The organism is Glycomyces sp. YM15, from assembly GCF_016918015.1.
Classification (GTDB): domain Bacteria; phylum Actinomycetota; class Actinomycetes; order Mycobacteriales; family Micromonosporaceae; genus Glycomyces.
Genome location: NZ_JAERMK010000009.1, coordinates 121,564 through 141,993, shown reverse-complemented (window position 1 = coordinate 141,993; position 20,430 = coordinate 121,564). Strand labels below are relative to the sequence as shown.

General features: G+C 68.9%; 19 protein-coding genes. 12 read left to right on the top strand and 7 right to left on the bottom strand.

The window, feature by feature from the left end; translation table 11 throughout:
* Positions 1 to 87: 87 nt before the first annotated feature.
* Positions 88 to 1,584, bottom strand: a complete 1,497-nt coding sequence (locus JHY01_RS12135; protein ID WP_374199524.1) for a glutamate--cysteine ligase — start codon at positions 1,582 to 1,584, stop codon at positions 88 to 90.
* Between the two features lie 261 nt (positions 1,585 to 1,845).
* Here JHY01_RS12135 and JHY01_RS12130 point away from each other — a divergent pair, with 261 nt between their 5' ends.
* Entirely contained in the window at positions 1,846 to 2,547 is a 702-nt protein-coding gene (locus JHY01_RS12130) for a CDP-alcohol phosphatidyltransferase family protein (RefSeq protein WP_205325907.1), read from the top strand.
* Positions 2,548 to 2,562: 15 nt separating this feature from the next.
* Here the strand turns inward: JHY01_RS12130 and JHY01_RS12125 are convergent, their stop codons facing one another.
* Complete coding sequence (locus JHY01_RS12125; RefSeq protein WP_205325906.1) at positions 2,563 to 3,723, bottom strand: glycosyltransferase family 4 protein; 1,161 nt, start codon at positions 3,721 to 3,723, stop codon at positions 2,563 to 2,565.
* Positions 3,724 to 3,927: 204 nt separating this feature from the next.
* On the opposite strand from JHY01_RS12125, the gene JHY01_RS12120 reads away from it, so the two are divergent.
* The 4 genes from JHY01_RS12120 (at position 3,928) to JHY01_RS12105 (ending at position 8,807) form a co-directional block, all read left to right on the top strand.
* The gene (locus JHY01_RS12120) at positions 3,928 to 5,499 is read left to right on the top strand and encodes a sugar transferase (protein ID WP_374199523.1); all 1,572 of its coding nucleotides are present in this window, start codon (positions 3,928 to 3,930) and stop codon (positions 5,497 to 5,499) included.
* A gap of 83 nt (positions 5,500 to 5,582) precedes the next feature.
* Positions 5,583 to 6,527, top strand: a complete 945-nt coding sequence (locus JHY01_RS12115) for a UDP-glucuronic acid decarboxylase family protein (RefSeq protein WP_205325904.1) — start codon at positions 5,583 to 5,585, stop codon at positions 6,525 to 6,527.
* 94 nt (positions 6,528 to 6,621) lie between these two features.
* The gene (locus JHY01_RS12110) at positions 6,622 to 7,761 is read left to right on the top strand and encodes an LCP family protein (protein WP_205325903.1); all 1,140 of its coding nucleotides are present in this window, start codon (positions 6,622 to 6,624) and stop codon (positions 7,759 to 7,761) included.
* 224 nt (positions 7,762 to 7,985) lie between these two features.
* On the top strand, positions 7,986 to 8,807 hold the full coding sequence (locus JHY01_RS12105; protein WP_205325902.1) for an SAM-dependent methyltransferase: 822 nt from the start codon (positions 7,986 to 7,988) through the stop codon (positions 8,805 to 8,807).
* 127 nt (positions 8,808 to 8,934) lie between these two features.
* Here the strand turns inward: JHY01_RS12105 and JHY01_RS12100 are convergent, their stop codons facing one another.
* Together JHY01_RS12100 and JHY01_RS12095 are read right to left on the bottom strand one after the other, a co-directional pair.
* Positions 8,935 to 9,819 (bottom strand): helix-turn-helix transcriptional regulator, encoded by an 885-nt coding sequence (locus JHY01_RS12100; protein WP_205325901.1) that lies wholly within the window; start codon positions 9,817 to 9,819, stop codon positions 8,935 to 8,937.
* 119 nt (positions 9,820 to 9,938) lie between these two features.
* Entirely contained in the window at positions 9,939 to 10,184 is a 246-nt protein-coding gene (locus tag JHY01_RS12095) for a DUF397 domain-containing protein (protein ID WP_205325900.1), read from the bottom strand.
* A 486-nt stretch (positions 10,185 to 10,670) separates the two neighbouring features.
* Between JHY01_RS12095 and JHY01_RS12090 the strand changes: the two genes are divergently transcribed.
* Positions 10,671 to 10,982, top strand: a complete 312-nt coding sequence (locus JHY01_RS12090) for a hypothetical protein (protein ID WP_205325899.1) — start codon at positions 10,671 to 10,673, stop codon at positions 10,980 to 10,982.
* 457 nt (positions 10,983 to 11,439) lie between these two features.
* On the opposite strand, the gene JHY01_RS12085 is transcribed toward JHY01_RS12090, so the two are convergent.
* Positions 11,440 to 12,129, bottom strand: a complete 690-nt coding sequence (locus JHY01_RS12085; RefSeq protein ID WP_205325898.1) for a glycoside hydrolase family 11 protein — start codon at positions 12,127 to 12,129, stop codon at positions 11,440 to 11,442.
* Between the two features lie 264 nt (positions 12,130 to 12,393).
* Here JHY01_RS12085 and JHY01_RS12080 point away from each other — a divergent pair, with 264 nt between their 5' ends.
* From JHY01_RS12080 to JHY01_RS12065, 4 genes are read left to right on the top strand one after another with little or no spacing between them, the layout of a single operon-like run.
* The gene (locus JHY01_RS12080) at positions 12,394 to 12,744 is read left to right on the top strand and encodes a YbaB/EbfC family nucleoid-associated protein (protein WP_205325897.1); all 351 of its coding nucleotides are present in this window, start codon (positions 12,394 to 12,396) and stop codon (positions 12,742 to 12,744) included.
* A gap of 3 nt (positions 12,745 to 12,747) precedes the next feature.
* Entirely contained in the window at positions 12,748 to 13,080 is a 333-nt protein-coding gene (locus tag JHY01_RS12075; protein WP_205325896.1) for a hypothetical protein, read from the top strand.
* Complete coding sequence (locus tag JHY01_RS12070) at positions 13,077 to 14,153, top strand: hypothetical protein (protein ID WP_205325895.1); 1,077 nt, start codon at positions 13,077 to 13,079, stop codon at positions 14,151 to 14,153. The genes JHY01_RS12075 and JHY01_RS12070 overlap by 4 nt, the downstream gene beginning before the upstream one ends.
* A gap of 17 nt (positions 14,154 to 14,170) precedes the next feature.
* Entirely contained in the window at positions 14,171 to 14,704 is a 534-nt protein-coding gene (locus JHY01_RS12065) for a hypothetical protein (protein WP_205325894.1), read from the top strand.
* 60 nt (positions 14,705 to 14,764) lie between these two features.
* On the opposite strand, the gene JHY01_RS12060 is transcribed toward JHY01_RS12065, so the two are convergent.
* Together JHY01_RS12060 and JHY01_RS12055 are read right to left on the bottom strand one after the other, a co-directional pair.
* Positions 14,765 to 17,500, bottom strand: coding sequence for an HAD-IC family P-type ATPase (locus JHY01_RS12060; RefSeq protein WP_205325893.1), 2,736 nt, complete (start codon positions 17,498 to 17,500; stop codon positions 14,765 to 14,767).
* Between the two features lie 26 nt (positions 17,501 to 17,526).
* The gene (locus JHY01_RS12055) at positions 17,527 to 17,697 is read right to left on the bottom strand and encodes a hypothetical protein (protein WP_205325892.1); all 171 of its coding nucleotides are present in this window, start codon (positions 17,695 to 17,697) and stop codon (positions 17,527 to 17,529) included.
* A 161-nt stretch (positions 17,698 to 17,858) separates the two neighbouring features.
* On the opposite strand from JHY01_RS12055, the gene JHY01_RS12050 reads away from it, so the two are divergent.
* A complete protein-coding gene (locus JHY01_RS12050) occupies positions 17,859 to 19,226 on the top strand; it encodes a hemolysin family protein (protein ID WP_205325891.1) in 1,368 nt (455 codons plus the stop codon).
* Complete coding sequence (locus JHY01_RS12045) at positions 19,223 to 20,266, top strand: hemolysin family protein (protein ID WP_205325890.1); 1,044 nt, start codon at positions 19,223 to 19,225, stop codon at positions 20,264 to 20,266. The genes JHY01_RS12050 and JHY01_RS12045 overlap by 4 nt, the downstream gene beginning before the upstream one ends.
* Positions 20,267 to 20,430: the final 164 nt, after the last annotated feature.

Genomic DNA, 20,430 nt, shown 5'->3' with positions numbered 1-20,430 from the left:
GCGGGCGTTGAAACAGGAACCCACCCGTAGACGGGCCCCACCGGGGCCCGCAGGCCGGGAAGCCCCTCCCTCGGGACAGGGCGGAGGTCAAACCTCCCAGTCGTGCACCGGCCTGCCGTCCGCCGAACGGGCCGCGTAATCGAGCACCATGGCCCGCAACGCGTCCCGCCGCTCCAGCCGCTGCCGGTGCTCGGCCACCTGGACGCGCGCCACCTGCCAGGTCGCGCCGTTGACGCCCCGGCGGCACCGCGCCTCGATGACTCCGAGGAAACGCCCGATGTCCCGACTGACCACGCCCATCGCCGCCAGACCCTCCTCCGCCTTGGGCAGCAGGTCCTCCAGCACGAGCGCGCGCGCCGGGACGAGGCCCCGGCCCGGCCACCACTGGTCGGCGTTGATCCCGTGCCGCGCCGCCGAACGGAAGTTCGCCGCCGCCTGCGCGAACGCCATCTGCTCGCTCAACGGGACCGGCGCGTTCGCGAAGTGCACCACCAGGCCGTAGAACAGCGCCATGTTCGCGCAGATGTCCATGGACGTCGGCCCCGCCGCGACCACCCGGTTCTCCACCCGCAGATGCGGACGGCCCGAGCAGATGTCGTAGACCGGGCGGTTCCACCGGTACACCGTCCCGTTGTGGTACCGCAGTTCTCGCAGCGACGGCACCCCTCCGGCGGCGGTCACCGCGAGCGGGTCCTCCTCGTCGCACAGCGGTAAAAGCGGCGCGAAATGCCGGTAGTTCTCATCGAACAGCTCCAGTACCCCGTCGATCCACCGCTCGCCGAACCAGGCCCGCGGCCTCGCCCCCGCTTCGCGCTGGTTCGCCCGCCGCGTGTCGGTGCCCTGCTCGAACAGGATCACCCGCGTCTCCGCCCACAGCTGCCGCCCGAACAGGTACGGCGAGTTCGCGCCCATCGCCACCTGTACGCCGGCGATCGCCTGCGCGGCGTTCCAGTACCGCGCGAAGTCCTCAGGGGACACCTGCAGGTGGAATTGCACGGACGTGTTCGCCGACTCCGGCGCGATCGACGAGCACGTGAAGTCCACCGACTCCGCGCCGCGGATGTCGATCCGCAGGTCCTCCCCGCGCTGCGACATGATCTGCTCGTTGAGGATCCGGTACCGCCGCGCCGTCGACAGCGCCTCCAAGCGCATGTGGTCCGTGAACAGCGTCGGCATCGTCCCGATGGGACATGCCTGCACCCCTACCTTGTCGGCGGCCTCCCGCACCTCCGACAGCACCGCCGCCATATCGCTCTCGTACCAGGAGATCCCGGCCCCGTCCATGAGCCGCGGCGGCAGGTTCAACTCGATGTTGAAGGCGCCCAGCTCATGTTGGGCGCCGTAGAGCGCGTCCTTCTCGCCCGAGGTGTGCAGGTGCTCGAGCACCGCGTCGTTGGCGAACGCCGGATCCCCGGTCGGCTCAACGAGGTCGAGCTCGAGCTCCAGGCCCGTCATGGGCCGGTCGCGGTCGAGTCGCCGGTCGTCCAGCAGCTGCGCAAGGGCTGTCCGACCCGCCTGGAGTCGCGCCGTGTACGCGGGATGATCCCAGTGCCGCAAGGCAGAACCGGTCACCTCGTCCCCCATATTTTCCTCCCCAGGAATGAAATGTCCATCAACCTTAAGACTTTCGGTCATGTGCTGGCTACCGAGGGAGAAGCACTTTCGTCCCAAAAGGTGTGGATCGCGCTCATATTAGGGACCGGCGGTCGCGCGTAGTGTCGGGATCTTGACACAACAGGGTTTCGGGAGTTCACTATCTGTATCAGGGCAGCTCATGACCGGCGTCATCGGCAACACGTTCCGCGGCCGGATGGGAACGCGCCGTGTGCGCTATAGGATGCCCGCGTGACTCCACCGCGTCCGAACCACCGGCCCGCCGACTTCCTCGCCGCACACCGCGGCGGCGGCCTGGCCACCCTGCTCGACCAGCGCGGCGCCGCCTACTTCGCTTACGCCGCATGGCGAACAGGCCTCAAGCCCACCCACCTCACCCTGCTCAACCTCGTGCTCGGACTGGCCGCGAGCGCCGCCGTCATCGCCTACCTCCCGGCCGCCCGCGACGGCGCGCCGTGGTGGCCCGTGGCCCTCGCCGCGCTCGTCCTCTGGCAGGTCGCCTACATGCTCGACTGCGCCGACGGCCAGCTCGCGCGCGTCACCGGCGCGGGCTCCGACGCGGGCGCCCGCGTCGACATCCTGAGCGACATCGCGATCCAGGCCTCGGTCGTCGCCGTGGTCGTGGCCGTCGCCGACGCCTACACGCCTGAGCTGCCCGCCTGGTGCGGTGCGGCCTTCGCGGCCCTGTGGATGACCAACCTCGTCACCTCGGTGATGGCCAAAGAGGACGGCGACGTCTCGATGGTGAAGAGCACCAATATCATCGTGCGCTTGATCAAGCTCGTTCGCGACTACGGGTTCATCATCGTGGTGATCGCCCTCGCGCTGATCTGGCCCGGCCTGATGTGGGTGGTCCTGGTGGGCTTCGGCGCGGTGAACGCGCTGTTCCTGCTCGCGAGCATCGCGGGCAACGCCCGCGCGTCCCTGCACTAGGGACGTTCCCTCGGATCAGGCCTCGACGAGTTCCCCGTAGATCTCGATGAGCCGCCGGAGCGTCACCTCGGGCGCGAACACCGATTCGTAGCGGGCCCTGGCGTTCCCGGCGTACGTGGGGTCGTTCGCGACCGCCTCGAGCCCGCGCGCGAGCGCCGCGGCGTCCGGCGCGACCGCCACGCCGGCGGGCGCGTCGGTGTCGGCCCCGGCGATGAACGGCGCCCCGCCCATCCGCGTCGCCACCACCGCGCGCCCGGCGGCGAGCGCTTCGATCCCCGTGGTGGGCAGGATGTCCTGCCAGATCGAGGGCACGACCACCGCGGCGGAGGCGGCGAGGGCCGCGTCGCGCTCGGCGGGTTCGAGCTGCCCGAGGTAGGCGACGTCGTCGCGTTCGGCCGCGGCCCGCTCCACGAGGGACCGCAGCGGCCCGTCGCCCGCGATGCGCAGCACCCGCCCGGGCAGGTCGGCCTGCCGCCACGCGTCGAGCAGCAGCGCCACGCCCTTCTCCGGCACGAGCCGCGCCCCGAACAGGAAGCCCTCGCCCAGCGGCACGAGTCCGGGGTCGGCCACGGCGTTCGGCTTCACCCGGATCTGGTCGTCGCGGATGCCGATGCTCCGCAGGTAGTCGGCCATCGCGTCGGTGAGCGCGATGAATCGGTCCACGCCGCGCCACGTCCCCTGGTGCACTCCGAGCGCGACCGCCATCACGGCGCTCTGGGCGCGCGAGCCCCGGTAGCAGGCGTGGACCACGCCGGGCGCGTTCCAGCGCTTCCCGTGGCAGTCGCGGCAGTCGTGGCCGTCCCTGAAGTAGAGTCCGTTCACGCAGTCGTGCCGGTAGTTGTGAATGGTCTGCACCACTTTGACCCCGTGCTTGTGGGCGGTGCCGACCACCGACGGGGACAGCAGCGGATACGGGTTGTGCAGGTGCAGCAGGTCGGGCCGCTCGCGTTCGAGGAGCGCCGCGAGTTCCCGCTGCGTCCCGGCCGCGTGGACCGGTGAAGCGGCGAGTGCCGCTTTCTTATGGGCCGGAAGCGAAGCGATCTCGTCCGAGGAGCGCAGGAACGGCACCACCTCGACGCCGGCCTCGCGGAGCGCCCCGATCTCGTAGTCCACGATCGTGTTCTCGCCCGACGGCTGCGCCGAGGAGTACCGGTTGTGGGCGATGACGATCTTCACAGGGCGATCCTTCTGCGGTGCTGTCGTATGCGGTGTCGGGGTGGCGTGGACGGCTTTCAGCTCGGCCGAACATACCGCAGGAGCGGAATAGGTGTAGGTTGTCGGGTACCGTGTCGGCGGGCCGCCCGGTAGATGGAGACGCAGCGCTGATCTCCGCCCCCGACACTCACCTCCACCGTAAGCTGACGACCGCAGGGATGTGCAGTGGCTACGAGCCTGGAACGCCCAGCAAAGGATCTCCACGGAAGTGGGGGTGCTCCGTACGGACGGACGGGGACGCCGGTGGCCCGAACTCGCGAATCCGGTGACCCGCAGCTCGTGACGAACGGGGTCACCCGCTCCACTTGGCGCCGCCTCGTCCGCGCCTCCAACTGGCACCGGTACTACCAGGCCGCCCTGGTGGGCGCGGACCTGCTCGCCGCCCTCATCGCCAGCGTCATCACCGTGAACTTCACCGCCTCGCCCAGCGCCGGTTTCGACACGGACAACCAGCAGCACTTCTTCTACCTCACGGTCTGGCTGCTCCTGCCCCTCGCGTGGCTGCTGGCCCTGTGGGGCACCGGCTCCTACGACCGCCGCTACTTCGGCATGGGCAACGAGGAGTTCAAGCGCACCATCCGCGCCTCCATGTTCATGCTGGCCCTCGTCTCCTTCGCCGCGCTCACCTTCAAGGCGGACGTCTCGCGTGTCGCGGTCGCGGTGATCCTGCTGGCCGCGGCCGTCCTCGTCTGCGCGTTCCGCTACGGGGCCCGCTTCGGCCTGCACCGGATGCGCGCCTCCGGGCGCGGCGTGCAGCGCGTCCTGCTCATCGGCTCCTACCCCGAGGCCCTCGAGGTCTACCGGACGGTCCGCCGCGCCTCCGCGGCCGGCCTCGTCCCCGTCGGCATATACGTGACCGAAGGCGCCTCCTCGGTCCGCAATCTCGACACCCCGGTCCCGGTCTTCGCCGGGACCGACGTCGTCACCTGCGCGGAACAGCTCGAAGCGGACACGCTCGCCGTGTGCGGCTCCGCCTCGGCCGACGCCTCCGACCTGCGCCGCCTCGCCTGGCAGCTCGAGGGCACCGGCCGCGACCTGGTCGTCGCCCCGCAGCTGACGGACATCGCGGGCCCGCGCGTGCACATCCGCCCCGTCGAGGGCCTGCCGCTCCTGCACGTGGAGGAGCCGAAGATCTCCGGCATCGGCTGGCTGATCAAGAACGTCCTCGACATCTCCTCCTCCGTGCTCGGCCTGGCGCTGCTCTCGCCGCTGTTCCTCGGCGTCGCGATCGCCATCAAGATGGACAGCCCTGGACCGGTGTTCTTCCGCCAGAACCGGGTCGGCCGCGACGGCGAGACCTTCAGCTGCTGGAAGTTCCGCACCATGTACATCGACGCGGAGGAGCGCCAGGCCGCGCTCATGATGCACAACGAGACCGACGGCCTGCTGTTCAAGATGAAGGACGACCCGCGGATCACCAATGTCGGGAAGTGGCTTCGCCGTACCTCCATCGACGAGTTCCCGCAGCTCATCAACGTCGTCCGCGGCGAAATGAGCCTCGTCGGCCCCCGCCCGCTCCCGGCCGAGAACGGCGACTTCCTCGGCGACGTGCGCCGCCGCCTCCTCGTGCGCCCGGGCATCACCGGCCTGTGGCAGGTCTCGGGCCGCTCGGACCTGTCCTGGGACGACGCGGTCCGCCTCGACCTCTATTACGTCGACAACTGGTCGCTCACGACCGACCTTCAGATCCTGTTCCGCACGGTCGCTGTAGTGTTGCGCCGAAAGGGCGCGTACTGACGGGGCACATCGGGGTGCTTGGAGCGAATTCTCAGCTTGCGCCCAGGTGAACGCGAGGCCAACCCTGATAATCTTGGATCTTGATGACTACTTACGGAACAGGCAGCCGCATCCTCGTCACCGGTGGCGCGGGCCTGGTGGGAAGCCACCTGGTCGACGCGCTCCTGGCGAAGGGCTGCGACGTGACCGCGGTCGACAACTTCGTGACCGGCTCGAGGGACAACCTCGCCGAGCACCCCCACCTCACCGTGGTCGAAGCCGACGTCACCGAGGGCCTGCCCGTCGGGGACGAACCGTTCGACGCGGTCCTGCACTTCGCGTGCCCGGCCAGCCCGGTCGACTTCGAGACGATCCCGCTCGAGATCCTGCGCGTCGACTCCATCGGCACGTTCCACGCGCTCGACCGCGCGCTCGCCGACGGCGCCCGCTTCCTCATGGCCTCGACCTCCGAGGTCTACGGCGACCCGCTCGTGCACCCGCAGCCGGAGTCCTACTGGGGCAACGTGAACCCGATCGGGATCCGCTCCTGCTACGACGAGGCCAAGCGCTTCAGCGAGGCCGCCGTCGCCGCCTACCACCGCCACAAGGGCCTCGACGCGGCGATCGTGCGGATCTTCAACACGTACGGCCCGCGGATGCGCCCCGACGACGGCCGCGTCATCCCCAGCTTCGTGTCGCAGGCCCTCGCGGGCAGGCCGCTCACCGTCACCGGCGACGGCACCCAGACCCGCTCGCTCTGCTACATCGACGACCTGGTGCGCGGTCTCATCCTGCTCCTCGAGTCGGGCGAGTACGGCCCGGTGAACCTCGGTACCGAGTACGAGCTCACCGTCCAGGAGATGGCTGAGATCATCCTGCGGCTCACCGGCTCGCCCTCGAAGATCGAGTACATCGACCGCCCGGCGGACGATCCGGAGCGCCGCCGCCCCGATCTCACCGCCGCCCGCGAACTGCTCGGCTACGAGCCGCAGGTCCACTATGAGGCGGGTCTCAAGATGACGATCGATTACTTCGCCACGAAGCAGTAGGGTGCTCGGACTTACCGGCACCTGAGAGGATTCCGAGATACGACCGGGGCTTCCACACCCGAGGTCTCTGGCGGACACCACGTAAGCTGGGGCCATGACGCAATATGGCTCCAATTACCGCGGCAGCGCCTCGGTGCCGCCCGCAGGCGGCAGCGGCGGCGGAGCCCGGGTCGCCCAGGCGGCGGCCGGAGGCCCCACCCGCCGGGGCCTCATCGGCTCCGGGATCGGCCTGGTGGCCTCCATCGCGGCGGCCGGCGGCGGTTTCGCCGTCTGGTCCACCGCCAACAGCACCAACGCCGACCTCGACCGCGCGTTCGACCTCGACGCGATCCCGGAAGAGGACCGTCCGGAGCGCCTCAACCAGGCGTTGAACCTCCTCGTGATCGGCTCGGACCACCGCGAGGGCAACGACGAGTCCGACGCCCGCTCGGACACCACGATCCTCATGCACGTCAGCGAGGACGGGAACGCCGCATACGGCATCTCGATCCCGCGCGACCTCTACGTGTACATCCCCGAAGACCCCGACGCGACGGTCTCGGACACCATCGACAAGTTCAACGCGGCCTACGCGTGGGGCGGCGTGAACCTCACCGTCCGCACCATCGAGAACCTCACCGGCGTGCGCATCGACCACATCGTCGAGATCGACTTCGGCGGCCTCGTCGAGGTCGTCGACGCCCTGGACAGCGTCACGATGGACATCGAGCCGGCCGACGCCGACGGCTACATCACCGACCCGCCCGGCGTCGAGTCGATCCACGGCGACCACAGGTTCTTCCCGGCCGGGCCGACCGAGCTGACCGGCGAGGAGGCCCTCGACTATGTGCGCCAGCGCTACCAGTACAACGAGGGCGACTTCGCCCGCATGCGCCACCAGCAGGAGCTCATCAAGGCCATCATGGACTCCGCGCTCAGCGCCGGGGTGCTCACCGACGAGGACAAGCTCACCTCCTTCATCGCCTCCACTTCGGACGCGGTGAAGGTGGACACCCAGTTCAACGCCGTCTCCACCGCCATCAACCTGATGGACATGCGCAGCGACGACCTGGTCTTCATGACCACGCCGAACCTCGGCACCGGCACGCAGGGCGGCCAGTCGGTCGTCATCTACGCCGACGACCCCCAGGACCCCGAGCCGAGCAACCCCGAGGCCGTCAGCCTCTGGGAGGCCGTGCGCGACGACAGGGTCGAGGAGTGGATCGCGGCCAACCCCGAGGGCGAAGAGGAATAGCGACGTCGAACGAGGGGCCCGTGCGGTTGCGCACGGGCCCTTCGCCGTCTTCTCGGTCGCGAGCGACCGCAGTGGACCGTTGACACCTGAAGTGGTTGGAGGGGTTGATGATTCGATTGAATCAAATGTGAGCACTGTGGCCCGATGGAGTGATCCCGAAGTTCGTCAATGTGATCCAGGTCGTACGATATTTTCACCGTTCCTTCGACGAAGAGGCTGAACCGATGGCAGAGAACGCAGAAGAGTACGTCCCCGACTTCGACATCTCCCGGCCCACCATCGCCCGCGTCTACGACGCGATCCTCGGTGGAAAGGACAACTTCGCAGCCGACCGCGAGGGCGCGGCCGCCTACATGAAGCACGTGCCCAACTCGAAGGAGGTTGCCATCGACAACCGCCTGGGCCTCGAAAAAGGCGTCGCCTACATGGCGAGGCACGGCATCGACCAGTTCCTCGACATCGGCGCCGGACTCCCCACGATGCGCAACACCCACCAGGTAGCCCAGGAGATCAACCCCGACGCGACGGTCGTCTACGTCGACAACGACCCGATCGTGCTCGCCCACGGCCGAGCCCTGCTCGCCACCAACGAGACCACCACGATCGTCACCGCCGACCTGCGCGACCCCGAGGGCATCCTCGACCACCCGGACGTCAAGAAGGTCATCGACTTCGAGCGCCCCATCGGCCTCATGGTCGTGGGCCTCTTCATGCACTTCCACGACGAGGAGAACCCCGGCGAATGGGTGGGGACCCTCCTTGACGCCTGCCCGAGCGGCTCCTACCTGCTCATGACCGACTTCGCCGACACCGGTGAGCCCCAGCAGAAGGCGATCGAGCAGGCGGGCCTCGAAGCCCTCGGCAACGGCTGGGTCCGCAAGCCCGAGAAGATCCTCGAGCACTTCCAGGGGCTGCCGCTCGTGGAACCGGGCCTCGACTGGGTGCCGCGCTGGTTCCCGGGCGAGCCGGACCGCGAGGTCCCCGCCGCCGAGGACCTGGCGCCGCACAACCGGATCATGATGGCCGGCCTCGGCTACAAGGCTTGACAGGGATCGCTTGAAGGCGCGCGGTGGGGAAGTCGCGCGCCTTCGTCGTGCCCGGCGCGCGGAGGCTCACTCGATCGAGTGATTTTCGGATTTGCGGACGGGATCGTCCAGACGGCTCCGGCGGTTACTAGTTGTAACGTTCGCGGAGGATCTCGCTCAGGAAGTCCTGCGTCTTGTGCGGCTGGGTGGCCTGCACGCACAGGTGCTCCATGGCCGCCTGGTACGCGTCGATCTCGTTGTCGCGCTCAAGGTAGAGGCCGCCGGTGAGGTGCTCCAGGTAGATCACGTCGCTGAGCTCCTCGTACGCGAAGCGCAGCCACGTGAAGGGCGCGCCCGCGCCGGAGTGGGCGCCGGCGGAGAACGGCACGATCTGGATGCGCACGTTCGGCTTGTCGCAGAAGTCGATCAGGGTCTGGATCTGCGAGCGCATGACGCCGCGCCCGCCGAACGGGCGGTGCAGCGCGGCCTCGTCGATCACGGCCCACAGCTCGGGGCGCTTCTCCGAGCGGTCCAGGATCTCCTGGCGCTTCAGTCGCACTTCGATCCGCTTGTCGATCTCGGTGAGCGGGGTGTGTCCGTAACCGAGCATCATGACCGCGCGGGCGTAGCCCTCGTTCTGCAGCAGACCGGGGAAGACCTGCACCTCGTAGGTGCGGATCATGGAGGCGGCGCCCTCCATCTCCAGGTAGTTGCTGAACCAGTCGGGCAGGAAGTCGTTGTACCGCTTCCACTTGCTCGGCCGGTTGGCCTCGCGGGCCATCTCGACGACGCGCTCGATCTCGTCCTCGTCCGTGACGCCGTACATGACCATGAGGTCGCGCACGTCGCGCAGCCGGAAGGAGACGCGGCCCAGTTCGACCCGGCTGATCTTGGTGGCGTCGGCGCGGATCTCGTAGGCCGCCTCCTCGCGGGAGATGTCGGCGTCCTGGCGCAACTGCCGGAGCTTGCTGCCGATCATGACGCGCAGCGTCGTAGTCCCGCTCGGCAGGTCTTCCGAACTCACCTTCGCCATCGCGCACCTCCCTCCGAGATCAATTCGCAGCGGACGAAAAACTCACCCTGACAGGGTAGCCGTTCGACCGGTCCCGCCAGGGTGAGTGTGCTGCCCAAGGGCTCTCGCCCGAAAGCGTGCTATTTGATCATGTCGTCGAACTCGCCGTCCTTGGCGCCTTCGACGAGCGCTCGGATCTCCGCGACCGTGTAGATGAGGGCCGGGCCCTCGGGGAAGCGCGAGTTCCGGACTGCGATCGCTTCCCCACCAGGAAGGGTCGCCAGTTCGACGCAGTTGCCGCCGTTCGGGCCGCTGCGGACGCTCTTGCGCCAGGTCAGCGTCGACGGGAGTTCTCCTGCCGGGATGCCGTTGCGTGCCTTGTCCATTCGAGATCCTTCCACCAGTGGCCGGCGTGTCCGACCGGATCTTTCGGAATTGTGACCGGCATCCGGTTCGGCCGGACATTCCGGGCGCGGCCCTACCAGAGCGGCCGCGTGGAGGAGTTTTCCGACATCCCCATCGCTGGTCGGATCAAGTGTCCCACATTACACAGAGTGAGTGCACATGAGGATGCTCGCGCAGATGCACGTGCATCTGCCCCGTGTCGATGCATGTTACGATTCATGTGAGAATGCACATAGACACGGAAGCCGAAAGTGTGCGACCGTGGTCACGGACTCGAAAAGCCGTCAAACCGGCGCTCGTGTACGCGACGACGCAACGTCGACTTCGGGATGCAAACCTCCCGGCCCGGCAATCGTCTTCGCCGCACGGCGACCCGCATCGCACAACCGGAAACGCCAGTGGTTTTGCAGAGCCTGGCCGGGCTGTCCCGGTGAGGTCCGATCGTCGCCGGAGAGGGGTTGAGTGCCATGGAACGTCTTGAGGCCCAGACGTTGCTGGGGGCGGCCGCCGCAGGCAAGCTGCGGAGTTCGATGTGCCAGCAGGTGATGGCGATCGAATACGACCGCAGCGGGCACGTGCTCTACCGCTGCGCCCGCTCGTGCGGGAAGCACACCGCGGATGCGGCCCAGGTCCAGGCAGGACTCCTGTGGCACTACCGCGGCCGGAGTCTCGGCGAGCACTACGGGCTCCCGGATGAGGAGATCGTCGACGACATGTTCGCCTCGCTCCAGCTCGCCTGGATCCGCGACGGCGACATCTACACGGCGCGGTTTCGTTAAAGGCGCAGCCGGTAACGAGCGCGTCAGCGCGGCTCTGGCAGCGGCCGCGCGACCCGGGACTTTGTTCTGTTTGGTGGGATAGAGCCTCGGGGAGGCCGGTGGGGGCCTCCCCGAGCTCTGCACCAGGGATTCAAGCTTGATCGTTCGCGAACAGTGCTGACACACTGAGAACAGCGGGCGGGACCTCGGGCCCCGCCCGCTTCCGGGTCTCCAGGACCGGTGGCGCTGCACCAGGTCCAGCGGCCTCGACACCAGCGCCGCGAGCGCCGCGAACGGACTCACCAGGCGCTCCACGGCCTTCAGTCTGCTGTGGATCCGCCGCACCGGCTTCGCCTCGGCGACGGACGCCTCGAGATCGTCGACGGCGTCCTCGATGACCTCGTACTCGTCCCCGACGCTCTCGCGCAGCGCGGCCCGCAGGTCGCCGACGAGCCGCAGCGGCTCGCCCTGCGCCGGGTCAGCTCACCCAGATGTTGGAGCGGCCGCTGGACTGGTAGCCCTCGGTCGCCAGGATCATGTAGTAGTTGAACGAGCCCAGCCGCATGCCCTTGCCCGCCCAGGCGTCGAAGTGGTTGCCGGTGGTGATCTGGCCGCCGGTGCTCTTGGCCTGGCGGACGCTCCAGTACTGGTCGAAGGTCTTGGTGCCTTCGACGGACGGGGCGTTGTACCGGGTGGTCTGGTAGATGTCGTAGGTGCCGCCGTTGCTGGAGACGGTGCCCTTGTGGGTGCCGGTGGGGCGGTAGGTGCCCCAGCTGTCGACGATGTAGTACTCGACGAGCGGGTTCGAGGTCCACCCGTAGAGGCACAGGTACCCGTTGCCGGAGGGGGCGAAGTTCCCCGACCAGTTCACGGTGCGCCGGCCGCCGTTCGCCCAGCCCTTGCCGCCGACCCAGTTGCCGGTGTTGCTCCACTGCGAGCTGTAGTTCCCGCCCGCGCCCAGGGTCATCGAGACCGTGCCGGGAGCGTCGGTCCAGAAGGAGTAGTAGTACCCGTCGTGCGTGCCGGTCGCGTTCTGCGTCAGGGTCTGCGCGTTCGCGGCGCTCGGCGCCACGAGCGCCGAAGCCGTGCCGAGCGCGAGCGCCCCGCCGCCGAGCAGCAGCCCCCTGCGGCTGAACGGCGTTCCCCGGTCCTTCGGTTCTGCGGACATCCGTCCTCCAAATCCCATCGAAGATTGTCGATTTGAGAAGTATGCGAAGGATATCAACGTACGTCAATAAGTTTCAAAGAACTTTCGGAACTTTCTCCGGAACTTCCGGGGCTGGAGCCGGGCGCGCTCTCCGTAACGTCGAGGTGAACACCGATCGGCCTGCGCCACCCGGCGCGCTGCTTCGGTGCTTGCAGGGGTTGTCTCGGTTGAATAGTCTGGAGCGGCCCCTTCGCCTTGAGACAAACGGAGTGAACAGTGCCGTCAGTGTTCGAAGATCCCGAGGGCTACATGCGGGACTTCCAGTCCCGGATGCAGGCCATGGCCGAACGAGCGTCCAATCTGAACGAGGCCCTGCAAGCGGCGGCGGCCACCGCGACCTCTCCGGACGGGGAGGTGACCGTGACCGTCGGCGTCGGCGGCTCGCTTCAGGACCTGCAGCTCAGCCCCGAGACGCGGAAGATGTCGGCGCAGTCGCTCGCCGCGCTCATCAAGGAGACGTACGCCGAGGCCGCGATCAACGCCGGCAGCAACTCGACGAACGCGCTCGCCTCCGTGTTCGGCGAGGACAGCTCCCTCGTGCGTGAGGCCCGGTCGGCCACGCAGGAGCGGGAGTAGCGCATGGGCGACCGCATCAACGTCCCGGACCCGGAGGCCTTCGAGGCCCATGTGGACGGCATCGACTCGAAGGTCATCGGCCCGGTGGTGCAGGCCCACAACGCCGCCGAGGCGAAGGGCATCGGCAGCGCCATGGACTTCGGCATCGTCAACATGCAGTTCGCGCTCATGGCATACGGCCTGGCCGAACTCGCGACCTTCGTCATCGAGAACGCGCGTGAAGCGGCGAAGGAAGCGTCCGTGCAGGTGAAGGGCGCCTGCGACTCCTACCAGGAATGCGACTCCTCCGTGGCCGAGACCTTCAACGTCTACATCAGCGAGGTGGGCGGATCATGAACGACCTCATCGTCAACCCCGACGAATCGGCGCCCGACTGGGGGCAGTTCACCGGGGCCCGCGCGCTCGGGAGCGCCCAGGCGCTGTTCCAGTCCGACACCGGCCTCGAATACGCCCTCAACGGGACCGTGGCCGCGCTCGACCTGCTCGCCTTCGTCGCGAACCCCTTCAAAGAATGCATCATGGCCGGGGTGGGTTTCCTCATCGAGCACTTCGAGTTCCTCAACGAGCCGCTCGAATGGGTCGCCGGGGACCCCACGTCCATCAACGCCACCAAGGACACCTGGGGCAACATCGCGCAGTCCCTCGACCAGGCCGGACAGGACCTGGTCGCCGAACTGGAATCGCTCTCCGAGTGGGAGGGCAAGGACGCCGACGCCTACCGGGCCCTGATCGCCGACTTCGGCAGCGCCATCTCCGCCTCGGGCACCGTCTCCGGCATCATGAGCAACTACATGATGGTGATGGGCATCTGGACCGCGGTGACCCGCGGCCTGCTGCTCGAACTCATCTGCGACTTCGTGTCCCGCGCGATCATGTACGCCCTGGCGGCGCTCGCCTCCTCCTGGTTCACGTTCGGCGGCTCGATCGCCGCGCTCATCGGCGGGCTGGTGGCCGACGCGATGAGCGTGATGGCGAAGATCTCCCAGCACATCTCCAAGCTCGGCCAGGCCATGTCGCAGCTGGGACAGCGGATGGGGAAGGTCGGCGAGATCATCGACGACATCGGCAGGGCCCTCGACCGGTTCGGCACCGGGAAGAAGTTCGACCTGAGCTTCTCTTCCCTGCAGAAGGGCATGGACCTGAAGTTCGACGCACTCTCGAAATCGATCTGGGACGACGCCATGCCGACGCCCGGCACCGCCGGTCCCCGGTCGAACTACCAGCTCGACAACACGCACTCGATCTACGACACCATGAACGACATGTTCGGGTCGGGGAACCTCCCGACCGGCTGGGCCAACAACGCGCACGCCTGGAACAACGTCGGCAACATCCTCACGGGCTATCCGATGACCGGGCTCAAGAGCCTGCTCGGCGGCGGTCCCGGCGCGATCCAAGACGGCGGCTGAACGATGGGAACGCATTCGTGGCGGCGCTGATCGGCGTCGTGGCCGTGCTGGCATGGCTCGGCGGGGCGTTCATGGTGATGGCCCGCGGGTACATCCTGCCGGCGATGCGCTCGGAGGAGTGGCGGCTCGAGGTCGCCGAGGAGCGCGGGTGGTTCGACGGCATCGACACGCCGTCGCCGCCGCCCGCCTCCGAGACCGACAGGGCCTCGCTCACCGGCCTGATGGCGACGGCTTCGGAGGTCGGGAAGCGGAAGCGGGCCATCGTCGCCAAGGCGTGGCAGGAGGACCCCGAGTTCAAGGCCGAGGTGCGCCGCCGCTATCGCGAACACTACGTGAAGTACCACGCGGAGTACTCGCTCTTCATCGGCGGTGCTTGGGCGTTCACGTTCGTGCTCGTCGAACCGGTGAACGAGGCGCTGGTACCTGAGGGCCTCGACGTCCTCGCCCCGGTGTACGCGCTCGTCGCGCCGCTGTGGATCGCAGCCGCCATGATCGCCCTGCTCGAAGGCCTGAAGACGGCACGCCGCCGATCGAAGGGACGCCGATACTGACCATGCGCATGAGTGGAAGCGGCGTACCGGCGACGCGGTGGGCACTCGCGCGGGCGGGCCTCAGCCGCCCCGGAGCCGCGAGCGTCGGAGGCGTTTCTCGGCGGCCACCACGAGACTCGTGCCGGCCGCGATGAGCAGGATCCGCAGCCATGTGTCCACACCGATCGGGGCCGTGCCGAACACGCCGTTCATGGCCGGCAGGTAGGTGATGGCGGCCTGGGCGACCGCCTGCACGGCGAGACCGCCGATGAGCCATCGGTTCGAGAACAGCCCCAGCCGCCAGGCCGACCGTTCCAGCGACCGGCAGCTGAACAGGTAGAACGCCTCGACCGTGACGAACACGTTCATCGCCGCGGTGCGGGCCTCGGCCGGGTCGGCGCCGTGCCCTATCTCCCAGTCGAAGAGCCACCACGTGCCGGCCACCAGCAGCGTCGACACCAGCAGGGTCCGTGCCATGAGCGCTCGGGTGAGCAGGGGCTGCGCCGGATCGCGGGGCGGCCGGGCCATGATGCCCGGCTCCTTGGGTTCGAAGGCGAGCATCAGCCCCAGCGCGACGGCGGTGGTCATGTTGATCCACAGGATCTGGGTGGGGAGGACCGGCAGCGCCGCGCCGACGAGGATCGCGGCGAGGATGACCAGGCCCTCGCCGATGTTCGTGGGCAGCGTCCAGGCGATGAACTTGGTGAGGTTGTCGAACACGCCGCGCCCTTCTTCGACCGCGGCTTCGATGGTGGCGAAGTCGTCGTCGGTGACCACCATGTCGGCGGCGTCCTTGGCGACCTCGGTGCCGCTCGCGCCCATGGCGACGCCGATGTCCGCCTGGCGGAGCGCTGGGGCGTCGTTGACGCCGTCGCCGGTCATCGCGACGACGTGTCCGCGCCGCTGCAGGGCCGCGACCAGTCGCAGCTTCTGCTCGGGCGAGACCCTCGCGAAGACCACGGCGCGGTCCGCGGCCGCGGCGAGGTCCTCGGCGGGCAGCGCCGCGAGCTCGGCACCCGACAGGACCGCAGCCGGGTCGCGGCGGTCGAGCAGGCCGATCTGCTCGGCGATCGCGGAGGCGGTCAAGGCGTGGTCGCCGGTGACCATCTTCACCGAGACGCCGGCGGCGCGGCAGGCCGCGACCGCCGTCGTCACGGCGGCGCGGGGCGGGTCCTGCATCGCCTGCAGCCCGGTGAGGACCAGCGTGCCGCGGAGCGAGTCCTCACTGAAGTCGCCCGGGTCCAGTGCCTCCGTCGCCGGTCGCACGGCGGTCGCCAGCACCCGCAGCCCCTGGTCCGCGAAGGATCCCGCCTCACGGACGACGGCCGCACGGTCCAGGGGCCGGACCGTGCCGTCGGCGTCCATCTGGCCGCGGCAGAGGTCGAGCAGCCGTTCGACAGCGCCTTTCGCGAGTGCGAGGTGCCGCGTCGGGAGCGGACCCTCGGCCACCGGGTGGAGGCTCGCCATGAACCGGCTCGCGGAGTTGAACGGCACGGTCGCCACGCGGGGGCCGAGCCCGTCGGCCGGGTCCGTCCCGGGGCCCGCCTTCTTGGCGACCACGAGCATCGCTCCTTCGGTGGGGTCGCCGACCACGCCCCAGTAGCCTTCGCGCTCGGCCAGTGCGGCGTCGTTGCACGCCGCGCCGGCCAGGAGGGTCCAGCGCAGCGCCTGGTCGGCGTCGACCACCGCCGTGGCGCCCGTCGCGTCGTGCACCGCGCCGTCCGGCGAGTAGCCGGAGCCGCTGACCCCGTACCGGGTCTGGGGCGTCCAGACCGCCCGGACGGTCATCTGGTTCCTGGTCAGCGTGCCGGTCTTGTCGGTGCAGATGACCGTGGTGCTCCCCAGGGTCTCGACCGCCGGCAGGTGCCGGATGACCGCGCGCCGCCGCGCCATCCGGGCGACGCCGATGGCCAAGGTGATGGTGACCGCTGCGGGGAGTCCTTCGGGGATCGCGCCGACCGCGAGCGCGAGGGCCGCGGTGAACATCGCCACCGGCTCCTGGCCGCGCAGCAGCCCGATCGCGAAGGCGAGCGCCGCGAGCGCGAGGATGCCGACGGTCAGGAGCTTGCTGAACCTCGCGAGTTTCCGGGTCAGCGGTGTCGTCAGGACCTGCACGGTGCCGATGAGCCGGTGGATCTGCCCCAGCTCCGTCTCCGCGCCGGTAGCGCACACGATGCCCTCGCAGGCGCCGGTCGTGACGAGGGTGCCCGAGTAGACCATGTTGCGGCGGTCGGACACGGGCGCCGGGTCGGGCAGCACGATCTCGTCCTTGTCCACCGGAGTCGATTCGCCGGTCAGCGCCGACTCGTCCACCCGCAGTCCGTCCACCAGGGTCAGCCGCATGTCGGCGGGGACCTTGTCGCCGGCCTCGATGAGGACGAGGTCGCCGGGGACGAGTTCGTCGGAGGGCACGGTCCTGCGCCGTCCGTCGCGGATCACCGCGGCGCGAGTCCGCACCATCGACCGCAGGCTCCCGAGTTCGGCCTCGGCCTTGGACTCCTGAACGAACCCGACGATCGCGTTGACCACGACCACGCCGAAGATCACGCCGGCGTCGGTGTATGCGCCCAGCCCGGCCGCGACCGCTCCGGCACCGAGCAGCACGTAGATCAGCGGGTGGTGGATCTGATGGAGGAGCCGCATCAACGGCCCGGCGACTTCGGCGACGGGCAGGGTGTTCGGCCCGAACCTGGCGTAGCGCTCGGCGGCCTCCCGATCGGTCAGGCCCCGTCGCGCGTCGGTACCGAGCAACAGCAGCACCTCGTGCGCCGCCAAGGTGTGGTACTCGGGGCGGGAGGCGGGGTCAGCCGCGGCCATCGCGCTTGCTCGATTCGCCCATGACCTCAGCATGGCCGTTCCGGCGCCGCGCGGCTGGAGGACTGCCATTCCTTGCCGGCCGCCGGGCCGTGGGCGTTCGAGAACGGCGCCCCGCCGATGTCGACATGCGCGCCGCACCGGGCGACCCGGTCCTCGCCGACGAGTCGCTTCGGAGAGCAGTGGATTGCAGGTCCCATCGGACAGTGGACGGGTCCCGATGCGATTCGGCCGCCGTCACTGTGATGGCGTTGTCGCCCGCCGATATGCTCGTCGGCATGGACGATTCTCCCAGCCATAAACCCTGGCTCACCTCGGGGCGGCCCATGCCGGACCCAGCCATGTCGCAGCGAGGTGAGCGTTGAGTACGGAAGTCTGGGGCATCCTCGCGGGTGTCATCCTGACCGTCGGCACCGGCCTGTTCGTCGCCTCCGAGTTCGCCCTGGTCAACCTCGACCGGCCCGAGCTGGAGCGTCGCCGCTCCCAGGGCGAGAAGGGCCTGAGCCCGACCATCAAGGCCCTCAAGGTCACCTCGACCCACCTGTCCAGCGCGCAGCTGGGCATCACCCTCACCACACTGCTCGCCGGTTACACGTTCGAGCCGGCGATCTCATCGCTCCTGCGCGATCCGCTGACGGGCCTGGGCGTCGCCGAGCCCGCGGTCCCCGCGGTCGGCGCGATCGTCTCGATCACGGTGGCGACCCTGTTCTCGATGATCCTCGGCGAGTTGGTCCCGAAGAACTTCGCGCTGGCGGTCCCGCTGGCCACCGCGAAGCTGGTCGTCCCGTTCCAGATCGGATTCACCTTCGTATGCAAGCCGGTGATCGTGTTCTTCAACGGGACGGCGAACCGGGTGATTCGGTCGATGGGCATCGAGCCGAAGGAAGAACTCTCCGGTGCGCGCAGTGCCGAGGAGCTGAGCTTTCTGATCCGGCGCTCGGCCACCGAGGGCGCGCTCGATCGCGACGAGGCGGCGATGCTGCACCGCACCTTGACGTTCTCGACGCACACTGCCGAAGAAGTCATGACACCGCGCGTGCGGATGGCGACGCTCGATCGGACCGCCACCGCGGCCGACGTGATCGCCCAGTCCGCCGTTTCGGGGCACTCCCGCTTCCCGGTGCTGGGCGAAGACGTCGACGACGTCATCGGTGTCGTCCACGTCAAGACCGCCTACGGCGTCGACTTCGACCAGCGAGCCTCGGTTCCGGTCACCGAGGTCATGTCCGAGCCGCTGAAAGTCCCCGAGACCGCGGGTGTCGGCTCGCTGCTGGGCACGCTGCGCGGACGCGGTTTCCAGATCGCGGTCGTCATCGACGAGCACGGCGGTACCGCCGGCATCGTCACGCTCGAAGACCTCGTGGAGGAGCTGCTCGGCGAGGTCCAAGACGAGCACGATCAGGCCCAGCGCCAGATCCTGAAGCAGGCCGACTCGATCCTGATCGCGGGCTCGCTGCGGCCCGACGAGCTGTGGGAGCGCGCGGGTGTGCGCATCCCCGAGGGTGAGGACTACGAGACCGTCGCGGGCTACGTTCTCGACGTGCTCGAACGCATCCCCGCCCCCGGCGAGGAAGTCCGACTTGAACGCGGGCGCCTGCGAGTGGACCGGCTGACCGGTTCGCGGATCGAGCGCCTGCGCTACCTCCCCGATGACAAGGCGACCGATCCGGCCTTCGGCGGGACGCGCGAGCGCGTCATGGAAACGTTCGAGCAGGAGGCCACCCGATGAGCGAGTATGTCCCCGGACTGGTCTGGCTGGTCGTCCTCCTGGCCGCCAACGCCTTCTTCGTGGGCGCCGAGTTCGCCGTCATCTCGGCGCGCCGGTCCCAGATCGAACCGCGCGCCGCCGCCGGCAGCCGCGCCGCCAAGACCACGTTGTGGGCCATGGAGCACGCGACCCTGATGCTGGCCACCAGCCAGCTCGGCATCACCGTGTGCTCCCTGGTGATCCTCAACGTCTCCGAACCGGCCATCCACCACCTGCTCGAGTACCCGCTGGGCTGGACCGGGCTCTCCCCGGCCGCCGTCACGGGGATCGCGTTCGCGGTGGCGCTGCTGCTGGTGACGTTCCTGCACGTGGTCTTCGGCGAGATGATCCCGAAGAACCTCGCGTTCTCGGTCCCGGACCGCGCGGCGCTGATCCTGGCGCCGCCGCTGGTGTTCGTCTCCCGGGTCGTGCGCCCGGTCATCTGGTCGCTGAACGCGATCGCGAACGGCGCGCTGCGGCTGTTCCGGGTCGAGCCGAAGGACGAGGCACAGAGCGCCTACACGATCGACGAGGTCGCGACCATTGTGGAGGAATCGCAGCGCGAGGGCACCCTGGTGGACGACTCGGGGACGCTGACCGCCGCGTTCGAGTTCACCGAGAAGACCGTCGCCGATGTCGAGGTGCCTCTGTCCGACCTGGTGCTGCTTCCTGCGAACGCGACCCCGCGCGATGTGCAGCAGGCAGTCGCGCGCGCCGGCTACTCCCGCTACGTGATCGCGGATCCCGATCGGACGCCGCGCTCGTACCTGCACCTCAAGGACGTGCTCGACCTGACCGGTCCCGACGAGCTCGACGCGCCGATCCCCGCCGAGCGCCTGCGTGACCTGCCCGTGGTGGCCGGTGCCGCCGAGCTGGAGGACGGCCTGGCGCAGATCCGCGCCGAGGGCGCCCACGTCGCCCGCGTGACCGGCCCGGACGGCGCTGCCACCGGCGTGCTGTTCCTGGAAGACATCGTCGAAGAACTCATCGGCGAAGTCCAGGACGCCACCGCCAAGGCCTGACGAACGACTACGGCGGGCACGGGCCACTGGGTCCGTGCCCGTCCTTCCCGCCTATGGGCGCTGCGGTTCACACTGGGGCGAAGCCTGTCCGGGGTTCGATCATCGTGTGCGGCCGGTTCTCACCCGGGGGAGGGGACGCGAGGGCGCTCCGAGAGCGGCCGCCG